Source organism: Streptomyces sp. LX-29 (assembly GCF_029541745.1).
Taxonomy (GTDB): domain Bacteria; phylum Actinomycetota; class Actinomycetes; order Streptomycetales; family Streptomycetaceae; genus Streptomyces.
The window spans coordinates 4,731,309-4,751,483 of the sequence record NZ_CP089746.1 but is presented as its reverse complement, the minus strand read 5'-3'; the positions used below and the strand labels follow the sequence as shown (position 1 = coordinate 4,751,483).

Genomic DNA, 20,175 nt, shown 5'->3' with positions numbered 1-20,175 from the left:
GGCGTCGGCGGCGGGTGGACGTCCGCCCCCGGTTCGGCACGCCCGTCACCGGCGTCACCGGCGCCGAGTGCCCGCTGCCGAGGGTGGAGCCCCGGCACCGGATGCGGCCGCCCGCCACCGGCTCATGATCTCTCGGCGGAGGCGAGCGCCAGGTAAACGGCGGCGAAATCCGTGATGGCGAGCAGTTCGGCGGCCTTCTCCAGCGGGCTGCCATCGGCGGGTTCGAGCTCGCTGATCGCGGCGTCGTGGGCGAGGGCGAACTCGCGGCAGGTCGGCGCGGCGGAGGTCGGAGTCTCCTGGTCGTCGCGGAGCAGCACGATACGGGCGCGCAGCGCCTCCGGCTCCTCGACCCGGTCGCGGAAGAAGTCGTCCGCGTTGCCGCCGCCGGCGAAGGCCGAGGTCAGCAGGGCGCCGTGGGCGGCGATCGCCCCGGGCAGCTCGCCGGTGAGGGCGGGGCGCCCGGCCACCGCGGCGAGCAGCCCGGCGAACCGTCGTCCGGCGGCGCCGGCGACGGGCCCTTCGGTCCACACCAGCGGCAGTGCCCCGGCCAGTTCGGCGGCGAGGGTCTTGGCGGGGTTGGTGTAGGTGGCGATGGCGGGGCCGCAGCGCTCGGCGACCCGGTCCAGCCGGTCGGCGACCTGCTCCAGCACCGCGGGCGGGGCGGCGATCAGGCCGATCCTGTCGACGAGGGCGAGCAGCGGGGTGAGCAGGGCCCACAGGGTGCCGGGGAGGGCGGGTCCGGTGGTCTCGCCGGGCGCGGTGCCCAGGGGCTCGGTGTGCCGGGCGGTGTTCTCGGCGCTGTGCGCGCCCCCGACCCCGGAGCTGAGCGCGCCGGTGTCGTACGGCCCGTACAGGCTGTCGGAGGAGGCGCCGGCGGCGCCGACCGGGGCGGGTCCGTGGGCGGGGTCGTAGGGCGCGGTGCCGTAGGCGGCGGTGTCGTAGGGCGCGGTGGCCAGCGGGACGGTCAGCCCGCGCGCCTGACTCACGGCCTCGGTGAGCGGGGAGCCGGCGGGCGCGACGGCCACGAGGGAGCAACCCCTGCGGTACGCCTGCTCCACCAGCAGCGGCAGCCCGGGTTCGGTGCCGTCCGGGGAGACCAGCAGCACCAGGTCGAGCGGGCCGGCCCAGCCGGGCAGGGTCCAGCGCAGCGCGCCGGGGGCGGGCGCGACGCCCGTGGGCGCGATCAGGCTGATCGGGCAGTGGCTGCCGCTGAGCGCGGCCAGCACGTCGGCGGTGCAGCTGCCGGCGGCTCCGGGGCCGGCGACCAGCACGGCACGCGGCCGCCCGTCGGGTTTGAGCTGCCCGATCCCGACGTCGGCGGCGTGCCGAGCGGCGGTGCGGACCCTGGCGCCGGATTCGGCGGCCCCGCGCAGCAGTCCGCGGGTGTCCGCGCGGGCCAGGGCTTCGGGGGCGTCGAGGAGGGATTCGTCGAGCATCGGGCTTCGGCCTCCGATCGCCGTGGGCGGGCGTTTGCTGCTGCCTCGCGCGGTGCCGCCTGGCGCCGCGCGCTGATGTGCTTCTCTACTTAGCTCTAACCCGCCGGGGCCGGCCCGGCTTCCCCCTTCCGGCGCGTCCCGCGCCGGGCCCGGGGTCAGGCCGGTCGGCGCGCCTCGTCGACGAGCAGCACGGGGATCCCGTCCTTGACCGGGTACGCCAGGCCGCAGCCGGACCCGGTGCACACCAGCTCGGGGTGGTCCGGTCCCGTCTCCTCACGCAGCGGGGCGTGGCACGCCGGGCAGACGAGGATCTCCAGCAGACCGGCTTCGAGCGGCATGGGCGGGGTGTCCCTTCGGGAATGGATACGGCGTCGTCAGCCTACCGCCGCACCGTGCCGGGGGCGCGGGGCACCACCGTGACGCGAGCGACGGCCGCCGCGGGGCCGACCCCGGGCGGGGCCCGGGTGGGGCCTGGGTGGGTCCTGGGTGGGGTCCGGCGGGCCTGGGTGGGACCCGGGTGGGGTCCGGGCGGGCCTGGGTGGGACCCGGGTGGGGTCCGGGCGGGCCTGGGTGGGGGCCCGAGGAGCCGGGCGGGCCCGGGCAGGCCCGGGCAGGCGCGTGTGGACGGTCGGCCCAGCCGTCGATGGGCGGAGGGGCGGAGCGGCGGTGGGGCGCAGGGGGAGGGACGGCCCGGCCATCGAAGAGCAGGGGGCCGGAGCGCCGGTCGGGCGCGGGGGGAGGGAAACTCCCGGGGTCCCGTCAGACCACGGAAGGGTCAGGCAACGGAGACGGGTCACACCACAGGGCGGGACAGCCCCCGGGTCCGAGGCTCCCGCAGGGCGGGGCAGGCCCCGGGGGCGGATCAGCCTCCGGGGCCGGTCAGGCCATGGGCCGGTCAGGCTCGGACGATGGCCAGCACCTCGTCGCGGATGCGGGCGACCGTCTCCGCGTCGCGGGCCTCCACGTTGAGCCGCAGCAGGGGCTCGGTGTTGGAGGGGCGCAGGTTGAACCACCAGTCGGCGGTGGCCACGGTCAGGCCGTCCAGGTCGTCGGTCTCGACGCCTTCGCGGCCCGCGTAGTCGGCCCGGACCGCGGCCATGCGGTCGGCCTGGTCGGCCACGGTGCTGTTGATCTCGCCGGAGCCCGCATAGCGGTCGTACTGGTCGACCAGCTCGGACAGCGGTCCGTCCTGTCCGCCGAGTGCGGCGAGGACGTGCAGCGCGGCCAGCATGCCGGTGTCGGCGTTCCAGAAGTCGCGGAAGTAGTAGTGCGCGGAGTGCTCGCCGCCGAAGATCGCGCCGGTGCGGGCCATCTCGGCCTTGATGAAGGAGTGGCCGACGCGGGTGCGCACCGGGCTGCCGCCCTGCTCCCGGACGACCTCGGGGACCGACCACGAGGTGATGCAGTTGTGGATCACGGTGCCGCCGGGGTGCTTGGCCAGCTCGCGGGCGGCGACCAGGGCCGTGATCGCGGACGGGGAGACCGGCTCGCCGCGCTCGTCCACCACGAAGCAGCGGTCGGCGTCGCCGTCGAAGGCCAGGCCGATGTCGGCGCCGGTCTCGCGGACCCGCGCCTGGAGGTCGACGAGGTTCTTCGGGTCGAGCGGGTTGGCCTCGTGGTTGGGGAAGGTGCCGTCGAGCTCGAAGTAGAGCGCGTCCAGCTCCAGCGGCAGCCCCTCGAAGACGGTCGGGACGGTGTGCCCGCCCATGCCGTTGCCGGCGTCCACGACGACCTTGAGCGGCCGGATGGCGCTCAGGTCGACCAGGGTGCGCAGATGGGCGGCGTAGTCGGCGAGCACGTCCCGCTGGGTGAGGGTGCCGGGGGTGGCGGCGGGCTCGGGCGCCCCGCTCTCCGCCCAGCCCTCCACGAGCTCCCGGATCTCGGTCAGCCCGGTGTCCTGGCCGACCGGCGCCGCGCCCGCGCGGCACATCTTGATGCCGTTGTACTGGGCCGGGTTGTGGCTCGCGGTGAACATCGCGCCGGGCAGGTCGAGCTGTCCGCTGGCGAAGTAGAGCTGGTCGGTGGAGCAGAGGCCGATCTCGGTGACGTCGGCGCCGGCCGCGGCCGCGCCCCGCGCGAAGGCGCGCGACAGGCCGGGCGAGGAGGGGCGCATGTCGTGGCCGACCACGATGGCGCGTGCCTCGGTCACCCGGGCGAAGGCGGCACCGAAGAGTTCGGCGAGCGACTCGTCCCACTGGTCCGGGACCACTCCGCGTACGTCGTACGCCTTCACGATCTGCGACAAGTCGGGCACGGCCAGACCCTTCTGGAGTTCTCTACGGGCCCCCAACCTACCCGCACGGGAGGGGGGCGAAGGGCGCGGCCGCCCCTGGGGGCGCGGCCGAAAGGGCCTGGGCCGCCGGCGACCGCCGACGAGGGCGTGCGGGCAGGCCGGGAGTCCGGCTGCCGCGCCGTCAGGACTGGCGGGCCGTGCCGCCAGGACCGGCGGGCCGCGCGGTCAGGAGTCGGGCGAGCGCAGCACCCGCAGGTGGCCGCGTCGGGCGACCTCGACCGAGTCGCCGCGACCGCCGCCGCTCCGGGGGCCGCCGGGGCCGCCGCCGGCGGCGCGCTCGTGCGGCCGGGCGGCCTCGCGCACGGCGTTGGCGAGGGCTTCCAGGTCGTCTCCGCTGGGCCGGGCCGGACCGCTGTCCAGGGCAAGGCGCACGACCTCCCAGCCGCGCGGGGCGGTCAGCCGCTCGGAGTGCTCCGAGCACAGGTCGTAGCAGTGGGGCTCGGCGTAGGTGGCGAGCGGCCCGAGGACCGCGGTCGAATCCGCGTAGACGTACGTCAGCGTCGCGACGGCGGGGCGGCCGCACGCGGTGCGCGAACAGCGACGTACAGGGCTCACGACGTTGGACGGTACCGCACTCTTGAGCGGGCCGCGACGACTCTCCACCAGCTCACTCCGCCGTGTCGTCCTGGTTCGCCCTTCCCGTCCGATACGCGAACATCACGGGTGACCTGCGCGGAGTCTCCGGTGCGGCGTCTGGGGCGGAGGGGACCGACGGTCAGCACCCGGTCCCGTTCGGGCCACAACGCAGACCATCGAGCGATCAGGAGACGTCTGTTTTCGCACCCAAGTGTGGCTGAAATGCTCACCCTCCGACACGCCGAGGAGGGGGCGGCCGCTGCTCGGTAAGCGCGTGCCGAAAGGCCCCCGAGGGCTACCCTCATGAGTGATGACCAGGCCCGTACCTCCTCACCCATCCGAACCGCGCCCGCGCCGCCGCGACCGGCACGGCAGAGGTATGCGCGGACCGATCGCACCGCCACAGGTGCCGCTGTCGATCAGCCGTGCCGAGTCCTTCCTCGATCTGGTGCAGGACTCCGCGGAGCGGCTGGAGCGCCGCTGGCCACGGCTGGCCGAGGTCGACTTCACGGTGCTGGACGTGCCGGTCCCCGGCTTCGACGGCCTCAGCCCGGACGGGCACGGCGGCGACCCGGTCTGGGACGGCGAGACCGTGCCGCTGGGTCGCTTCATCGCCGCCCACGGCAACGTCCCCCACCGGATCGTGATCTACCGCCGTCCGGTGGAGATCCGCACCAAGAACCGGGACGAACGGGCGATGCTCGTCCACGAGGTGGTCGTGGAGCAGGTCGCCGAGTTCCTCGGGCTCACCCCGGAGTCGGTGGACCCCAAGTACGGCCAGGACTGACGACACCCGGCCGCGGGCCCGCGGCCGTCCGCGCGCCGCGCGCGGGCCCCGGGGGAGGCCGTGGGCGCGCGCCGGCACACCGCACGGCCGGCACACCGCCCGCGGGACCGGCCCACCGCGCGGTGGGCCGGCCGGGTACCGAGCCGTTCCCGCCGTCTCAGTCGTTCAGCAGCGACATGTCCTGCCCGGCCTCGGGCACCTCCACCGTTCCCCGGTCGTCGGGGAGTGTCTGCACCGTGAACATCGGCACGCCGTCCTGAGCCAGCGCGAGGGTGCGGGCGGCGTGGACCGGTCCGCCCGAGAGGCGCTCCACGGTGACGGCGTACGCGCCCTTGCCGCCGGCCGGCCGGGGCGGCTCCACGGCCATGGTGGTGCCGCCCTTGAGGGTGATCTCCTTGGTGCTCGGCGTGCCGCCCTCGCTGCCCGCCGAGGAGGTCACCCGCACCCGCGCGCCCTCCTCCGGCGCCACCAGGGAGAGGGTGGAGCCCTTGGCGCGGTTGTCGGCGGCGCTGGCGCGCCGCTCGATGGCGGTCGCGGCGGGGATGAACGCCGTCTCCTGCTTGGCGCCCTTGCCGCGGGTGATCCGCAGGGCCGCCACCACCGGCGCGGCCCCGCTCGCGTCGCCCTCCGGTGACAGCAGCAGCGAACCCGGCTCGCCCTTGGTGACGTCTCCGAGGTCCAGCGCCGCGGTCATCCCGCTCTTGACGTGCAGCGTCTGGCTCCCGGCCGGGGTGAAGGTGCCCGACCGGCCGGCGAGCCGGACCTTGAGGTCGGCGTCCTCTCCGCCGGGGGCGTAGGCGACCAGCCGCACCGCCGTGGCGTCCTCCGGGATGCCGGGGAGCACCAGCGAGGTGGACGGGTCGGCGGCGGGCGGCAGCCAGTCGCCGCCGATGTTGGTGTCGGACGCCTGCACCGCGGCGCCCACCCGGCCGGAGCGCACCGCCACCCGCAACGTCACGTTGATCTCCGGCTTGGCGGCCAGGGTGGACAGCAGTACCGGCACGGTGGAGTGCGGCGGGACGTTGACGGCCTCGCCGGAGGGGGCCTCCAGGCGGCCGTCCTGGCCGTACAGCTCCAGGTCGACGACGGCGGTGGCGTCATCCGGGTTGGTCAGGTGGACGTAGTCCTGCCGGTCGGTGGCGGTGCTGGAGCCGGGGAACCAGAACTCGGTGTCCGGCGCCGTGCAGGAGGTGCCGTGCAGGCCGCGCCCGACACCCGCGTCCACCACGGTGGTCTGCTGCACGCTCCAGCCGGGCGCCAGCCGGCCGTCGGCGGTGCCGGTGAGGGCCGGCGCGTCCGAGCCGTCCGCGGTCGTGGTGACCGGGCGGCCGGGCTCCTTGAGGGGCACCACCGGCTCTCCCCCGCCCTTCTGGGCGTCCTTCTCCTGGCCGTCCTGGGCCGGGTCGGTCGCGGCGGCGGGCAGCAACTGGGCGGTGCCGGGCTTCTGCCCCCGGTCCTTCGCCGCCGCACCGTCCGCCGGGGGGGTGAAGGCGGTGTAGGTGGTCTCGCCCACGTCCGAGGAGGTCGGCGCGGGGCAGACCAGGGTGGACCGCTCCACCGGCAGACGGGCGGGGGCGTCGGCGGTCGACCGCCCGGCCGCGTCCGAGGGCTCGGTGACGTAGGCGACCCCGGTGACGGCGGCCAGCGCCACGACGCCGGCGATGAGGGACAGGGTGGTGCGGTTCATCGCTGCTGCTCGCTCCCGTCACGGCGCGGCTCGCCCGCCCCGCCGCCGTACGTCATGTCGGTGTGCGGGGGTCCCGCGGGCGGCGCCGGGTAGCCGCCGTCCGAGTACGCCGTCCCGTCCTGGCCGTATCCGGAGCCGTCCCCGAAGGAGCCGCCCGGGTACGGGTAGCCGCCGTCGGCGTAGCCGCCCTGGGGGTAGCCGTTCTGGGGGTTCTGGGGGTAGCCGCCGTCGGCGTAGCCGTCGCCCTGATAGGCGTCGCTCTGGTAGGCGTCGTAGCCCGGGTACGGCGGCTGCGCCTCCCACCCGCCGTACGACTGCTGGGACGCGGCCGCGTACGGGTCGGCGGCCGCCGCGGCCGCCTGGTCCGGATAGGCCGCCTCGGCCCGCTCCGCGTACGGCTGCCCGGCCGTGGGCGGCGCGCCCGGCGGCGGGGGGACGGTGCCCGGCGCGGCCGGCCGCTCCCTCGCCCCGCGCGGGGCCGCGTTCGCCGCCTCCGCGCCGCGCGGAGCGACGCCGTCCGGGCCGGCCCCGTGCGGGTCCGCGGGCTGGTCGCCCTGGGTCGTGTCCGCGGCCGCGCGGAGCCGCCGCGCCCGGCGGCCCTCCCCCGCCGCCGTCTGGGCCGGGATCGTCGCCCGCGGGGCGCCGCCGGGCCGGACGACGGCCCCGGCGGTGGGCAGGTCGTCGTCGATCTCGCGGCGCCGTCCGGGCAGGGCGAGCACCACCAGCACCACCGCCAGCACGCCCTGCGTCCACACCCACGCGGTATGCGTGAGCGGCGTCTCGTAGCTGAGGTCCAGTCGCCCGCCGGCCGCCGGGAGCTCGAATGCCTGCGCCCAGCCGTCCACGGTCTTCGCCTTCAGCGGCTTGCCGTCCAGGGTGGCCCGCCAGCCGGGCGCGGCCCGGTCGGCGACGCGCAGCAGCCGGCCCTCGCCCCCGGCGGGGATCTCGGTGTGCGCCTCGACCGGGCCGGCGGCCACCGGCACCGGCGCCGCCGCCCCAGAGCTGCCGGTGGCGGCCTCACCGCCGACGATGGCGACCCGCGCGACGCGCTGCTCGACCTGCCACAGCGAGCTGCCGTTCTGCTGGCTGAGTCGGGCCAGCCCGGGGGTGGCGTCGAGCACCCGCCCCACCCGGCGCGGGGCGCTGTCGCGCACCAGCACGTAGCGCACCGCGTAGCCGCTGAGCTGGCTGGTCTGGTCGGCGCCGGAGCCGGCGACGAGGTTGGCGACGACATCGTCCAGCCGCGGGTCGGCGCCGCCCGCGACGGCGAGTTCGCCGTCGCCGAGCCGCGCGCCGGAGCCGCGCACCAGGACGTAGTCGACGCGGCCCGCGGTGCCGTCCAGCACCAGGGTGCGCGCCTGGTCACGGGTGCTGGCCTCAGCCGCGACGAACTCCGGGACCTGTACCGGACTGTGCCGTCCCACCGGCCCGTCGGCACCGCCGGCCATCCAGCCGAGGGCGGCCAGCAGCGGGGCCGCGACCGAGGCCACCGCGATCAGCAGCGCGGCGGGCTGGCGCCAGCCGAAGCTCCGCGCGGCGACGCGTTCGCGGACGCCCTCGGAGCCGACCATGGCGGCGGAGAGCACGGCGATCCCGTAGACGAGGGTCGCCGGCCCGGCCCAGCCGGAGCGGTTGGTGAGCGCGGCGAACAGCAGCCCGGTCAGCCCGACCACCCAGGCGGCGCGGACGGCCAGCTGGCGCTCGTCGCGCAGCAGGGCGCCGAGCGCGGCCAGCACGAAGCCGAGCAGCAGCAGCGAGCCGCCCGCCTTGGGGCCGCCGGGGCTGAGCGCCAGCAGGTCCAGGGCTCCGGCGGTGCCGCCCGCGTAGTCGAGCCCGGCCTGGTCCAGGAAGCGCCCCGGGTGGGTCAGCAGCGACAGCGACCAGGGCGCGAGCATGAGCAGCGGGGTGCCGACGACGGCCAGGAGACGCAGCGCGTGCGGCACGAGGTGGGCGCGGTTCCGCAGCACCTGGAAGGCGAGCAGGCCGAGGCCGAGCAGCACCGCCATCATCCACACCACCGGCGTGAACGCCATGGTGACGGTCAGCAGCAGCGCGTACGCCCAGGCGGCGCGCCAGCTCGGGCGCGCCGCTCCGAGCGGTCCGCTCGCGGCCAGCCCGCTGGCGACGACGGCGGCGCGCGCCATCAGCGGCAGCAGCACGGCGAGCACGGCGGTGCCCAGCCGGCCGCTGGCCAGCGCTCCGGTGGCGGCGGGCAGGAAGGCGTACGCGACGCTTCCCCAGGCCCGCAGCAGTCGGGACTCGACCAGCGGGCGGGAGGCGAAGTAGGCGGTGAAGCCGGCCAGCGGCACGGAGCACACCAGCAGCAGCGTCAGGGTGAAACCGGTGCTGCCGAGGAAGAGCGTGCCGAGCGTGGCCAGGACGGCCAGATAGGGCGGGGCGCCCTCGGTGGTGCCGGGGCCGACCGGATGCCAGCCGTCCGTGTAACGCGCCCACAGCCCGGAGACGTCGCCGGGGGCCGGCAGCAGGGCGCCGCCGGAGAGCGCCCCGGTGCCGATCAGCCCGCGGCAGGCGACGAAGGAGACGAGCAGCAGAAGGGCGAAGAGCACCGGTCCGGGCTTGCGGGCGATCCGCTTCAGCCGGGCGAACTGCTCGACCTCCAGGAAGTCGGCGTCCTCTCCGCCGGGCCCGGACTCGACCGCGCCGTGCCGGCCGGCCGCGGCCAGCTCCGACTCCGACCGGCCGGCGAAGCTGCCGGCGATCTGCTCCACGGTGGCCCGCACGGTCGCGCCGGGCGGCGGGAACAGCGGCCGCAGCTCGCTCGCCTCGACGGCGGGGCGACCGCGGCGGCGCCGCGCGGCCAGCAGCCGCTCGGGCCGCAGCAGCACCCGGAAGAGGCCCGCGATCTCGTCCAGCGCCTGGCCGGGCACCTTGCCCACCAGGTAGGCGACGGTGCGCACCAGGGTGCCGAGCACGACCCGCAGCAGCACGTACGGCAGCAGCGCGCCGCGGGTGTTGGCCAGCAGGGTGTAGACGGCGCCGGACTTGTCCACACGGTGCGGCGAGGAGCCGCGCAGCGAGAAGCGCTTCGATCCGGGGTGGTCGGGCGACGGGCGGGCCGAGCGGCCGACGCAGTCGATGGGGCGGCGTTCCCGCGCGGACGCCTCGGCGTGCCGCAGCACCGCGTCGGGGGCGACCAGCACCTGGTGGCCCGCGGCCTGGGCGCGCCAGCACAGGTCGACGTCGTCGCGCATCAGCGGCAGCCGCGGGTCGAAGCCGCCGAGCTCGTCCCACACGTCACGGCGGATCAGCATGCCGGCGCTGGAGACGGCGAGCACCGGGCGCACCTGGTCGTGCTGTCCCTGGTCCTGCTCGCGCCGCTCCAGGCCGGTCCAGCGGCGGCCGCTGCGGGCGATGCTGACGCCGACTTCGAGCAGCTGCCTGTCGTCGTACCAGCCGCGCAGCTTGGGGCCGATGATGGCGGCGGAGCGGTTGGCCGTCAGCTCTGCCTCGGCGACGCGCAGCAGCTCGGCCAGCGCGTCGGGGGCGGGGGCGCAGTCGTCGTGCAGCAGCCACAGCCACTGGATGGGCTCGCCGTGCGGGAGTTCGGGCAGGTCGTAGGAGTCGTCGCGCCAGGTGCGGCTGGCCGGGTCCCAACCGCTGGGGCGCTTGAGGTACGGCAGTTCCTCGGGCCCCAGCACCGGCACGCCGCGGACCGCCTCCTCGACCGCCGTGCCGAAGCCGCTGCGCCGCGCGAGGTGCAGCACCCGGTCGGGGCCCAGCGCCTCGGCGAGCAGCCGGGCGGATTCGTCCCCGCTCCCGGTGTCGGCGGCGACGGCGTTCTGCACCGGGCGCTCCTGGCCGAGCAGGCCGGAGAGCGCGTCGGGCAGCCAGCGGGCGCCGTCGTGGGCGACGAGCACCGCCGTGACGACGTGTCGTGGATACGCGGGCGCCTGGTCGGGCGCGGACAGGGGTGACGCCAGGGGGGACGCGGCCGGGTAGGGGGCCGCCGGTTGGCTGTGCACGGACATCGACGTACGGGCCCTCCGCCGGGGGTACGGGAGGCGCCCCCGGAGTCTGCGGTGCTGGAGCGGTGCGGGTGCGGTGCGGTGGGGTGCGGGTGGGATCTGACGGGTGTTGAGCGGCTGGTGCCGCGCGGGTATGGCGGGTGCGGTTCCGGGCTACCCGGGCGATGGCCTCGGGGCGGGCCCCACACTAACGGCTGCGCACCGAGCGGTCCGCCTCCCGGCGGCGTGGGCGCGGGCGGCAGGCCGTGTGTTATGGGCGGATTGTGGGGGTGGCGGCGCGGTGGTGCCGGGGCGTCACGAGAGGAAGCCCGTGGGGCGGGAAGGGCGCGGAGGGGAAGGGCGCGGGGCGGGAAGGGCGCCTGCGGTCGGCGCGGCGGCGGGTGAGCTTGCCGGGGCGGGAGGGGCGCCTGCGGTCGGCGCGGCGGCGGGTGAGCTTGCCGGGGCGGGAGGGGCGCCTGCGGTCGGCGCGGCGGCTGCGGCCAGTGGGGCTGCGGGTTAGCTGCCGGTGGCGGTGGGGACTGCCTGCGGGCTGGGCGCCTGCGCCGGGCCGGGCCACGCGTCCGGCCTGTCCGGCGCGTCCGGCTGCGGGGCCGAAGACGGTCCGGAAGGGAGCCCGAGCCGGCTCCGTCGGGTGGCGACGCCCGGGGGCGGGCCCTCGACGAGCGGTCGGCGGCGGTCGTCGGCCACGGCTGGAGCGGCGGCCGGAGCGGTGGCCGGCGGTGGAGTCGCCCAGGGCGGCGCCGGCGGCGAGGTCGCCGGGGCGGCGCGGGCGGTGGACGACCGTGACGGTTCACGCGGTCCGAAGCCGAGGGCCTCGATGGGCGGCTCTGATGACGGCCCGGACGAAACGGCCGGACGAACGGCCCCGATGACGGCTCAGGCGTCGACCCGGACGACGGTCCGGATATCGGCCCGGACGACGGTCCGGATACCGGGTCGGATGTCGATCCGGATGTCGGGCCGGATGTCGGGCCGGTCGGCTCGGACGACGATTCGAGACGGTGGCCCGAGCGGGTGACCGCGCGACGGCGGACTCGACGGGGTCCTAGACCGCGGCCTTCTTCAGGCGGCGGCGCTCACGCTCCGACAGACCGCCCCAGATTCCGAAGCGTTCATCATTCGCGAGGGCGTATTCAAGGCACTCGGAACGGACTTCACAGGCGAGGCAGACCTTTTTGGCCTCGCGCGTGGAACCGCCCTTTTCCGGGAAGAACGACTCGGGATCGGTTTGAGCGCACAGTGCGCGCTCCTGCCAACCGAGCTCCTCGTCCGCCCCTTCGACCAGCAGTTGCTGGAACAGCTCGGTCATGTGCGCCCCTCGTCTGTTTTCGCGTCCCGTGTCGCCATCGCCGCCGTGACGCGCGTGAACGACACGAGTGAAATTACAAGTGCGCCGATCCGGGCCAGTCAAGCCGGGATCTGCTATTGAGCCCCTTATTCACTCTGCGGAACCAAGGTTGTGCGGAAAGTGTTCAAATAGACCTAAATCAGACAGGGCCGAGTGTCCACTTCCCTCGACTTCCCCTGGACCGTTCCCGCACCGGGGGCGACCGCCCCTCACGTGGGAGGACGCCAGAGAAGTCGATCTCGTTGCAGTCGCCGGAAGGTTTCAGCAGATTGCTGCGCGCCTGTCCGTTGCGCCCCGTGCACAAACCTTTCTCCAGTCTGAGTAACCGGATGAGGTGAAACATTGCCCACATAGCGGGCGCCAGGTTGACAGCGGCTCCCCCTACCCGCTCTCCTTGGACCCATGCCAGTGACCCACATGCTCCAGCCGACCCGTGTCCACGGGTCCCGCTGCGCTGTGCAGGCTCGCTGTCGCTGTTCCAGCTGTTGATGCTCCCGCCGGCTCTCCAAGCCCCCTGAGCTCCAGCCCTCCGTGCCCCAGCACGCTTCTCGCTCTCGCACCGCCACGGTGCCCTGCGCCTGCCGAGGAACCTCCGCACATGAACAGCGACGTCCAGATCGCCGGCGACCCGCTCGCCATCCCGCACCTGCTGCCCCCCGTGCCCGCCCACCCCACCACCGTCGCCGCCTTCGCCGGACTGGCCCGCTCCATCGCGGCCGACCGCGACAGCTGGGAGCCGCTGGTCCGCTACGACGCGACCACCCGCTGGTACCACCGGCTGCGCACCGGCCCCGGGTACGAGGTCTGGCTCCTCAGCTGGGTTCCCGGGCAGAGCACCGGCGCCCACGACCACGGCGCCTCCTCCGGCCTGCTCACGGTCCTCAGCGGCCGGCTGACCGAGCGCACCGGTGGCACCGCGGCCGACGCCGAGCGCGTGCTGAGCGAGGGGGACCAGCGGGTCTTCGCGCCCGGCTATGTGCACGACATCGCCAACGACTCTTTTGAGCCGGCCGTCAGCCTGCACATCTACTTCCCGGGTCTGACGGACATGCCGATGCACCCGACGCAGCACGCGCGGCCCACGGAGGCCGTGCCGGCGGCGGAGGCGACGCCGGCGGCCGTGGAGGCGTGGGGCCCGGGCAACGGCTGACCGAAGCCACGCGCCACGCGCGGCGCCGGGGCCCGTCGGGCATCGTGGGGCGGGCCCGTCGGGCATCGTGGGCGCGCTCGGCGCCACCGGACACGGCCGTCGCCCGTCGCCCGTCGGCCGGACACGGCCGTCGCCCCGCCACTGCCCGCGAGGCGAGGGCCCGCGGCTGACACACTGTGGGCCATGCGCATTGTGGTTCTGGCGGGCGGCATCGGCGGTGCCCGGTTCCTCCGCGGTCTCAAGTCGGCAGCCCCCGACGCCGACATCACCGTCATCGGGAACACCGGCGACGACATCCATCTCTTCGGTCTGAAGGTCTGCCCCGACCTCGACACCGTGATGTACACGCTCGGCGGTGGCATCCACGAGGAACAGGGCTGGGGCCGCTCCGACGAGTCCTTCGCCGTCAAGGAGGAGCTGGCCGCGTACGGCGTGGGCCCCGAGTGGTTCGGCCTCGGCGACCGGGACTTCGCCACGCACATCGTGCGGACCCAGATGATCGGCGCGGGCTATCCGCTGAGCGCCGTCACCGAGGCGCTGTGCGCGCGGTGGCAGCCCGGCGTACGGCTGCTGCCGATGACCGACGACCGCGTCGAGACCCACGTACTCATCGACGACCCGGACGCCCGCGGCGAGGCCGCCGAGGGACGCGGCGGGCGCAAGGCTGTGCACTTCCAGGAGTACTGGGTGCGGCTGCGCGCCTCCGTCCCCGCGCACGCGATCATCCCCGTCGGCGCCGAGGAGGCCAAGCCCGCGCCGGGCGTCCTCGAGGCCATCGCCGAAGCCGACGTCGTGCTCTTCCCGCCGTCCAACCCGGTCGTCAGCGTGGGCACCATCCTGGCCGTGCCGGGCGTACGGGAGGCCGTCGCGGAGTCGGCCGCCCCGGTCGTGGGCCTCTCCCCCATCGTGGGCGACGCGCCGGTGCGCGGCATGGCCGACAAGGTGCTGGCCGCCGTGGGCGTGGAATCGACCGCCGCGGCCGTGGCCCGGCACTACGGCGCCGGGCTGCTTGACGGCTGGCTCGTGGACACCGTCGACGCCGACGCGGTGGCCGACGTCGAGGCCGTCGGGATCCGCTGCCGCGCGGTGCCGTTGATGATGACCGACGTGCCCGCCACCGCGGAGATGGCCGCGCAGGCGCTGGCACTGGCCGAGGAGGTACGGGCGTGAGCGGAGCGCCGGAGATCCCCGCGTACCAGGTCTGGGCGCTGCCGGGGGTGCCCGAGGTGCGCCCCGGCGACGACCTCGCCAAGCTCATCGCGGACGCCGCCACCGCGGAGGGGCTGCCGGGCCTCGCCCACGGCGATGTGCTGCTGGTCACCTCGAAGATCGTCAGCAAGGCGGAGGGCCGGGTGCTGGAGGCGGCCGACCGCGAGGCCGCCATCGACGCGGAGACGGTCCGCGTCGTCGCCCGGCGCGGGACGCTCCGCGTCGTCGAGTCCCGGCTCGGCTTCGTCATGGCCGCCGCCGGCGTCGACGCCTCCAACACCGCCGCCGGAACGGTTCTGTTGCTCCCCGAGGACCCCGACGCGTCGGCCCGACGCATCCGGGCGGGGCTGCGGGAGTCCCTGGGCGTCGACGTCGGCGTGATCGTCACCGACACCTTCGGGCGGCCCTGGCGCAAGGGAGTCACCGACGTCGCCATCGGCGCGGCGGGCGTGCGGGTCCTGGACGACCTGCGCGGTGGCACCGACGCGCACGGCAATCCGCTGGTCGCCACCGTCGTCGCCACCGCCGACGAACTGGCCGCCGCCGGCGACCTGGTGAAGGGCAAGGCTGCCGGGCTGCCGGTGGCGGTGGTTCGCGGGTTGCCGCATGTGGTGGCGGACGGCGACGCGGTGGGTGACGGTCCGGGTGACGCGCTGGGCGGCGCGGCGGGCGCTGGGCTGGGTGACGGTCCGGGGGACGCGCTGAGCGACGCGGTGGGCGCTGGGCTGGGTGACGCGCTGGGCGCCCGGGCGCTGGGGCGCGACGCGGCCGACGACATGTTCCGGCTGGGCACTTCGGAGGCGGTGCGCGAGGCGGTCACGCTGCGGCGCACGGTCCGGGAGTTCACGGACGAACCGGTCGACGGCGGCGCCGTGCGGCGCGCGGTGGCCGCCGCGATCACCGCGCCCGCGCCGCACCACACGACCCCATGGCGCTTCGTCCTGCTGGAGTCGGCCGAGTCGCGGCTGCGGCTGCTCGACGCGATGCGTGAGGCGTGGATCGCGGACCTGAGGCGCGACGGCCTCAGCGAGGAGCGCATCGCCCGGCGGGTGCGGCGCGGCGATGTGCTGCGGAAGGCGCCGTATCTGGTGGTGCCGTGTCTGGTGGCTGACGGGGCCCACGCGTACCCCGACGCCCGGCGGGCGGCGGCCGAGCGCGAGATGTTCGTCGTGGCGGCGGGCGCGGGGGTGCAGAACCTGCTGGTCGCGCTGGCCGGTGAGGGGCTGGGCTCGGCCTGGGTCTCGTCGACGATGTTCTGCCGCGATGTCGTGCGCGAGGTGCTGGAGCTGCCGGCCGACTGGGACCCGATGGGCGCGGTGGCCGTCGGCCGCCCGGCGGCGCCCCCGACCACTCGGCCGACCCGGGTGGCCTCGTCGTTCATCGAGGTGCGCTAGGCACGACGCGCGTGGCGCGGCCGCGGGTGCGTGGTGGTGGCGCGGGTGCGTGGTGGCGGGGGTGGGTGGGTGGTGCCGGGGGATGGGGTCTCCGGGGCCGGGGACCTGGACCGCATATTTACGGCGAGAACCCACCCCCACCCAACCACCCCCGCCTCACGCCACAAATATGCGACAGCGTCCAGCCCCCCACCCCTGCGACCCCGACCCCTCCCACCGCCCGAAAACAACCCCGGCACGGTAGCGCCGGCCGACGGGAACGCGGAGCACAGCCAAGCGACGGGCCCACCCGCCCCCAAGAACGAAGCGCCACCCCGTGGACCGGAGACCCCACCGCCCCCGCCCCGCGGGCACCCGAAGCCGCATAGGCCCCGCCTCCACCCCACGCGTTGGGGTGAACGGGCGGAAGGGCGGGGAAAAGGACCCCCGGCGCGGTAGCGGCGGTGAAGGGGGCACGCGGGGCACGGCCGCGTGGCGGGACCACCCCAACCCCCGGGCACGAAGCCCACCCCCGTGGAACGGAAGCCTTGCAGGCCCCGCCGCACCCCGCGGGTTGGGGTGAACGGGCGGGTGGGCGGGGAAAGGGGCCCGGCGCGGTAGCGCCGGTCAAGGGGCACGCGGAGCACGGGCGCGTGACCGGGGTCGGCAGGGGGCGAGAGCCCCCCTCGTCGACGGGGCAGCCTTGGGTTCTAGTGGTCGTCGCAACACCCCAGCTCAGGGGATGCGATGGACTTCAAGATCCGTGAGAGCCGCAAGGAACAGGGGCCCCGGAAGCTGCACCGGGAACGGGAGGAATACTTCCGGCTCGTGCAGCTGGGATTTGGCAACGTAGAAGCGAGCCGACGCGTCGGCGTCAACCCTCGGACCGGCCGTGAATGGCGTAACGGTCGGCCCGAGGGCCGCAAGAAGCGGCCGAGGCCGCCCGCGCATCTGGTGCGGGCGGCCTCCGCGCCATCCCGGTACCTCTCGGAGGCCGACCGGATCCACATCGCCGACCGGTTGCGGGAGAAGGCCACCGTCCGCACGATCGCGGCCGAGCTGGGCCGCAGCCCGTCCACGGTCAGCCGGGAGATCCGCCGCAACCGGCACCCGGTGGGCGGCCAGTACCGGCCGCACGCGGCCCAGGCCCGGGCCGATGCCCGCCGGCCCCGCCCCAAGCCGGGGAAGATCGGCCGGAACACCGCACTGCGGGACTTCATCCAGGACGCTCTGGACCTGAAGTGGAGTCCGGAGCAGATCTGCGAGAGTCTGCGCCGGACGTTCCCTGACCGGCCGGAGATGCACGTGGTCCACGAAACGATCTACCAGGCCTTCTACGTCCAGGGCCGCGGCGAACTACGCCGCGAGCTGGCCCGAGCCCTGCGTTCGGGACGCGCCCGGCGCATGCCACGCCGCCAGGCCCAGCAGCGGCAGCCTCGTTTCTCCACCCCGATGGTCATGATCAGCGAGCGTCCGGCCGAGGCAGAGGACCGGGCGGTGCCCGGCCACTGGGAGGGCGACCTGATCATCGGCAAGGACAACGGCTCCGCGATCGGCACCCTGGTCGAACGCGCGACCCGCTACGTGATGCTCCTGCACCTGCCCGAGGGCCGCAGCGCGGAACTCGTCCGCGACGCCCTCGTGACAACCGTGAAGACCCTCCCTGCACACCTGGTGCGCTCGCTGACCTGGGACCAGGGCTCGGAGATGGCCGCCCACGGCGCGTTCACCCTCGCCACCGACATCCCGGTCTACTTCTGCGACCCGGCCAGTCCCTGGCAGCGCGGCTCGAACGAGAACACGAACGGCCTGCTGCGGCAGTACTTCCCCAAGGGCACCGACCTGTCCACCCACAGCCGCGAGCACCTCGACGCCGTCGCCGCCGAACTCAACGGCCGCCCACGCAAAACGCTCGGCTGGGAAACCCCAGCCGAGCGCCTGCATAAACTGCTCGCGGCCTGATCAACACGACCACGTGTTGCAACGACCCCTAGAAACCGCCAGCCCGGGGAGGGGCCTAGGCTCATAGGGCAGGGCTGAGGAGACGGGACCATGTCGGGCGAACGGATGACGCGGACCACCGTGCGCGGTGGCAAGCTCGTCGTGCCCGGGACGCGTGGTCACGCCGTCGTCGGCGCCGGGACACGGCGACGGTGGACGCCGGCAGGCCCGCTGGACCTGGGAGTGACGCTGGGGCCGCTGCGGCGCGGGCCCGGCGACCCGGCGTTCCGGGTCGCGGCGGACGGCGCGGTCTGGCGGGCCAGCCGCACCCCGTACGGGCCCGGCACGCTCCGGATCGCCCGCGACGGTGACGCGGTGCTGGGCGAGGCGTGGGGGCCCGGGGCGCAGTGGCTGCTGGACGGGCTGCCAGCGCTGCTGGGGGCGGAGGACGACCCGTCCGCGTTCGTGCCGCGGCACCGGCTGGTGCACGAGGCGCACCGGCGCAACCCGGGGCTGCGCCTGGGCCGCACCGGACTGGTGCTGGAGTCGCTGATCCCCTCGGTCCTGGAGCAGAAGGTCACCAGCGACGAGGCGTACCGCGGTTGGCGGCTGCTGCTGTGGCGGTTCGGCGAGCCCGCGCCGGGGCCGGGCGAGGCGGAGCGGATGCGGGTGATGCCGGATCCGCGCGGCTGGGCGATGGTGCCGTCCTGGGAGTGGCACCGGGCGGGCGTCGACGCCAAGCGGGCGGCGGCGGTCGTCCGGGCGGCGCGCGTGGCGGCGCGGCTGGAGGAGGCGGCCGGCATGACGCCGGAGGAGGCCGCCGCGCGGCTCCAGGCGATCCCCGGCATCGGGCCGTGGACCGCCGCCGAGACGCTCCAGCGCAGCAACGGCAGCCCGGACGCCGTGACCGTGGGTGATCTGCACCTGCCGCGCATCGTCGGCTACGCGCTCACCGGCGAGCGGGGCGCGGACGACGCCACGATGCTGGAGCTGCTGGCCCCGTACGCGGGGCAGCGGCACCGCGCGACCCGGCTGATCCTGCTCTCCGGGCGGACGCCGCCGCGCCGCGCGCCGCGCTTCTCGGTGCGCGACTTCCGCGCGATGTAGCCGTCGGCCGTACCGGTCGGGCTACCGGTCCGAGGAAAACCGCACCGCACCGGCCGGAACCTCGGCGCCACACCACACCCCGGCCGTACCAGTCGCGTTACCGGTCCGAAGAGAAACGGACCGCACCGGGGTCGCGTTACTGGTCCGAGGAGAAACGCACCGCACCGGCCGGGATGTCGGCGCCGCACCACACCCGTACCCCGTCGCGCAGCTCGTTGTCGGAGCCGACCAGGGCGCCGTCCCCGACCACGGCCCCGTGCAGGACGGTGCGCGCGCCGATCCGGGCGTGGGCCCCGATGAGGGAGTCGTGGACCTGGGCGCCCTCCTCGACGACGGCGCCGTCCAGCACCGTGCTGCCGTCGATGCGCGCCCCGGCGCCCACATGGGCGCCGGCGCCGATGACGGTGCCGCCGGTCAGCTTGGCGTCGCGGGCGACGCGGGCGCTGTCCAGGACCAGTCGCTCGCCGCAGCGGCCGGGGACGGCCGGGGACGGGGCGCGGCCCAGCACCAGGTCGGCGGAGCCGCGGACGAACGCCTGGGGGGTGCCGAGGTCGAGCCAGTACGTGGAGTCGACCATGCCCTGGAGGTGGGCGCCGGCGGCCAGCAGGCCGGGGAAGGTCTCGCGTTCGACGGAGACGGGGCGGCCGGCCGGGATGGTGTCGATGACCGAGCGGTTGAAGACGTAGCAGCCCGCGTTGATCTGGTCGGTGACGATCTCCTCGGGCGTCTGCGGCTTCTCCAGGAACGCCGTGACGCGGCCGTCGGGGTCGGTCGGCACCAGGCCGTAGGCGCGCGGGTCGGTGACGCGCGTCAGGTGCAGCGAGACATCGGCGCCGCTGTCGCGGTGGGTGCGGACCAGGGCCGGGATGTCGAGGCCGGTGAGGATGTCCCCGTTGAAGATCAGCACCGGGTCGTCGGGGCCGGAGTGCAGCCGGGAGGCGACGTTGCGGATCGCCCCGCCGGTGCCCAGCGGCTCCTCCTCGGTGACGTACTCCAGGTGCAGGCCGAACGCCGAGCCGTCGCCGAAGTACGGCTCGAAGACCTCGGCGAGGTACGAGGTGGCGAGGACGATGTGTTCGACTCCGGCGGCGCGGGCGCGCGCGAGCTGGTGGGTGAGGAACGGGACGCCGGCCGCCGGGACCATCGGCTTGGGCGTGTGCACCGTGAGCGGGCGCAACCGGGTCCCCTTGCCGCCGACCAGGAGGATCGCTTCGGGCGAATTCGACGCGTCTGCCAAGGTTTCGTCTCTGCTTCCTGCTGGGGCTCGCCGGGTCGGCGGCCA

The 20,175-nt window shown here is 75.4% G+C and carries 14 protein-coding genes; 6 read left to right on the top strand and 8 right to left on the bottom strand.

Translation table 11 applies throughout. The annotated features are described in order from the left end of the window. Positions 1-122: 122 nt before the first annotated feature. The 4 genes from LRS74_RS20495 to LRS74_RS20480 form a co-directional block, all read right to left on the bottom strand. A complete protein-coding gene (locus tag LRS74_RS20495; protein WP_277742356.1) occupies positions 123-1,436 on the bottom strand; it encodes an SIS domain-containing protein in 1,314 nt (437 codons plus the stop codon). A gap of 155 nt (positions 1,437-1,591) precedes the next feature. After that, positions 1,592-1,774, bottom strand: a complete 183-nt coding sequence (locus tag LRS74_RS20490; protein WP_277742355.1) for a Trm112 family protein — start codon at positions 1,772-1,774, stop codon at positions 1,592-1,594. A 557-nt stretch (positions 1,775-2,331) separates the two neighbouring features. Next, positions 2,332-3,690: a phosphomannomutase/phosphoglucomutase gene (locus tag LRS74_RS20485; protein ID WP_277742354.1), complete on the bottom strand. Its 1,359-nt coding sequence runs from the start codon at positions 3,688-3,690 to the stop codon at positions 2,332-2,334. 204 nt (positions 3,691-3,894) lie between these two features. Next, positions 3,895-4,332 (bottom strand): DUF3499 domain-containing protein, encoded by a 438-nt coding sequence (locus tag LRS74_RS20480; protein ID WP_277742353.1) that lies wholly within the window; start codon positions 4,330-4,332, stop codon positions 3,895-3,897. Positions 4,333-4,615: 283 nt separating this feature from the next. Here LRS74_RS20480 and LRS74_RS20475 point away from each other — a divergent pair, with 283 nt between their 5' ends. Next, the gene (locus LRS74_RS20475; RefSeq protein WP_277742352.1) at positions 4,616-5,092 is read left to right on the top strand and encodes a metallopeptidase family protein; all 477 of its coding nucleotides are present in this window, start codon (positions 4,616-4,618) and stop codon (positions 5,090-5,092) included. A 157-nt stretch (positions 5,093-5,249) separates the two neighbouring features. On the opposite strand, the gene LRS74_RS20470 is transcribed toward LRS74_RS20475, so the two are convergent. The 3 genes from LRS74_RS20470 to LRS74_RS20460 form a co-directional block, all read right to left on the bottom strand. Continuing rightward, positions 5,250-6,779, bottom strand: a complete 1,530-nt coding sequence (locus tag LRS74_RS20470; RefSeq protein WP_277742351.1) for a DUF5719 family protein — start codon at positions 6,777-6,779, stop codon at positions 5,250-5,252. Beyond that, the gene (locus tag LRS74_RS20465; RefSeq protein ID WP_277742350.1) at positions 6,776-10,768 is read right to left on the bottom strand and encodes a glycosyltransferase; all 3,993 of its coding nucleotides are present in this window, start codon (positions 10,766-10,768) and stop codon (positions 6,776-6,778) included. The genes LRS74_RS20470 and LRS74_RS20465 overlap by 4 nt, the downstream gene beginning before the upstream one ends. Before the next feature lie 1,042 nt (positions 10,769-11,810). Beyond that, positions 11,811-12,074, bottom strand: a complete 264-nt coding sequence (locus LRS74_RS20460) for a WhiB family transcriptional regulator (protein ID WP_144386882.1) — start codon at positions 12,072-12,074, stop codon at positions 11,811-11,813. 637 nt (positions 12,075-12,711) lie between these two features. Here LRS74_RS20460 and LRS74_RS20455 point away from each other — a divergent pair. The 5 genes from LRS74_RS20455 (at position 12,712) to LRS74_RS20435 (ending at position 18,893) form a co-directional block, all read left to right on the top strand. Beyond that, positions 12,712-13,263, top strand: coding sequence for a cysteine dioxygenase family protein (locus LRS74_RS20455; protein WP_277742349.1), 552 nt, complete (start codon positions 12,712-12,714; stop codon positions 13,261-13,263). Positions 13,264-13,446: 183 nt separating this feature from the next. Beyond that, positions 13,447-14,433 carry a 2-phospho-L-lactate transferase gene (gene cofD / locus LRS74_RS20450; protein ID WP_277742348.1) on the top strand — a complete coding sequence of 329 codons (987 nt, stop codon included), beginning with the start codon at positions 13,447-13,449 and terminating at the stop codon, positions 14,431-14,433. After that, on the top strand, positions 14,430-15,866 hold the full coding sequence (locus tag LRS74_RS20445; protein ID WP_277742347.1) for a coenzyme F420-0:L-glutamate ligase: 1,437 nt from the start codon (positions 14,430-14,432) through the stop codon (positions 15,864-15,866). The genes cofD and LRS74_RS20445 overlap by 4 nt, the downstream gene beginning before the upstream one ends. A gap of 726 nt (positions 15,867-16,592) precedes the next feature. Continuing rightward, a complete protein-coding gene (locus tag LRS74_RS20440) occupies positions 16,593-17,807 on the top strand; it encodes an IS30 family transposase (protein ID WP_277742346.1) in 1,215 nt (404 codons plus the stop codon). Between the two features lie 90 nt (positions 17,808-17,897). Next, positions 17,898-18,893 carry a DNA-3-methyladenine glycosylase 2 family protein gene (locus LRS74_RS20435; RefSeq protein WP_277742345.1) on the top strand — a complete coding sequence of 332 codons (996 nt, stop codon included), beginning with the start codon at positions 17,898-17,900 and terminating at the stop codon, positions 18,891-18,893. A 136-nt stretch (positions 18,894-19,029) separates the two neighbouring features. Here the strand turns inward: LRS74_RS20435 and LRS74_RS20430 are convergent, their stop codons facing one another. Beyond that, complete coding sequence (locus LRS74_RS20430) at positions 19,030-20,130, bottom strand: NDP-sugar synthase (protein ID WP_277742344.1); 1,101 nt, start codon at positions 20,128-20,130, stop codon at positions 19,030-19,032. Positions 20,131-20,175: the final 45 nt, after the last annotated feature.

Bases quoted from the DNA above. Each gene is read 5' to 3' on its own strand.
- LRS74_RS20435 (WP_277742345.1), top strand. From the start codon at position 17,898: ATGTCGGGCGAACGGATGACGCGGACCACCGTGCGCGGTGGCAAGCTC.
- LRS74_RS20470 (WP_277742351.1), bottom strand. From the start codon at position 6,779: ATGAACCGCACCACCCTGTCCCTCATCGCCGGCGTCGTGGCGCTGGCC.
- LRS74_RS20440 (WP_277742346.1), top strand. From the start codon at position 16,593: ATGGACTTCAAGATCCGTGAGAGCCGCAAGGAACAGGGGCCCCGGAAG.
- LRS74_RS20455 (WP_277742349.1), top strand. From the start codon at position 12,712: ATGAACAGCGACGTCCAGATCGCCGGCGACCCGCTCGCCATCCCGCAC.
- LRS74_RS20465 (WP_277742350.1), bottom strand. From the start codon at position 10,768: ATGTCCGTGCACAGCCAACCGGCGGCCCCCTACCCGGCCGCGTCCCCC.
- LRS74_RS20460 (WP_144386882.1), bottom strand. From the start codon at position 12,074: ATGACCGAGCTGTTCCAGCAACTGCTGGTCGAAGGGGCGGACGAGGAG.
- LRS74_RS20495 (WP_277742356.1), bottom strand. From the start codon at position 1,436: ATGCTCGACGAATCCCTCCTCGACGCCCCCGAAGCCCTGGCCCGCGCG.
- LRS74_RS20490 (WP_277742355.1), bottom strand. From the start codon at position 1,774: ATGCCGCTCGAAGCCGGTCTGCTGGAGATCCTCGTCTGCCCGGCGTGC.
- cofD (WP_277742348.1), top strand. From the start codon at position 13,447: ATGCGCATTGTGGTTCTGGCGGGCGGCATCGGCGGTGCCCGGTTCCTC.
- LRS74_RS20475 (WP_277742352.1), top strand. From the start codon at position 4,616: ATGACCAGGCCCGTACCTCCTCACCCATCCGAACCGCGCCCGCGCCGC.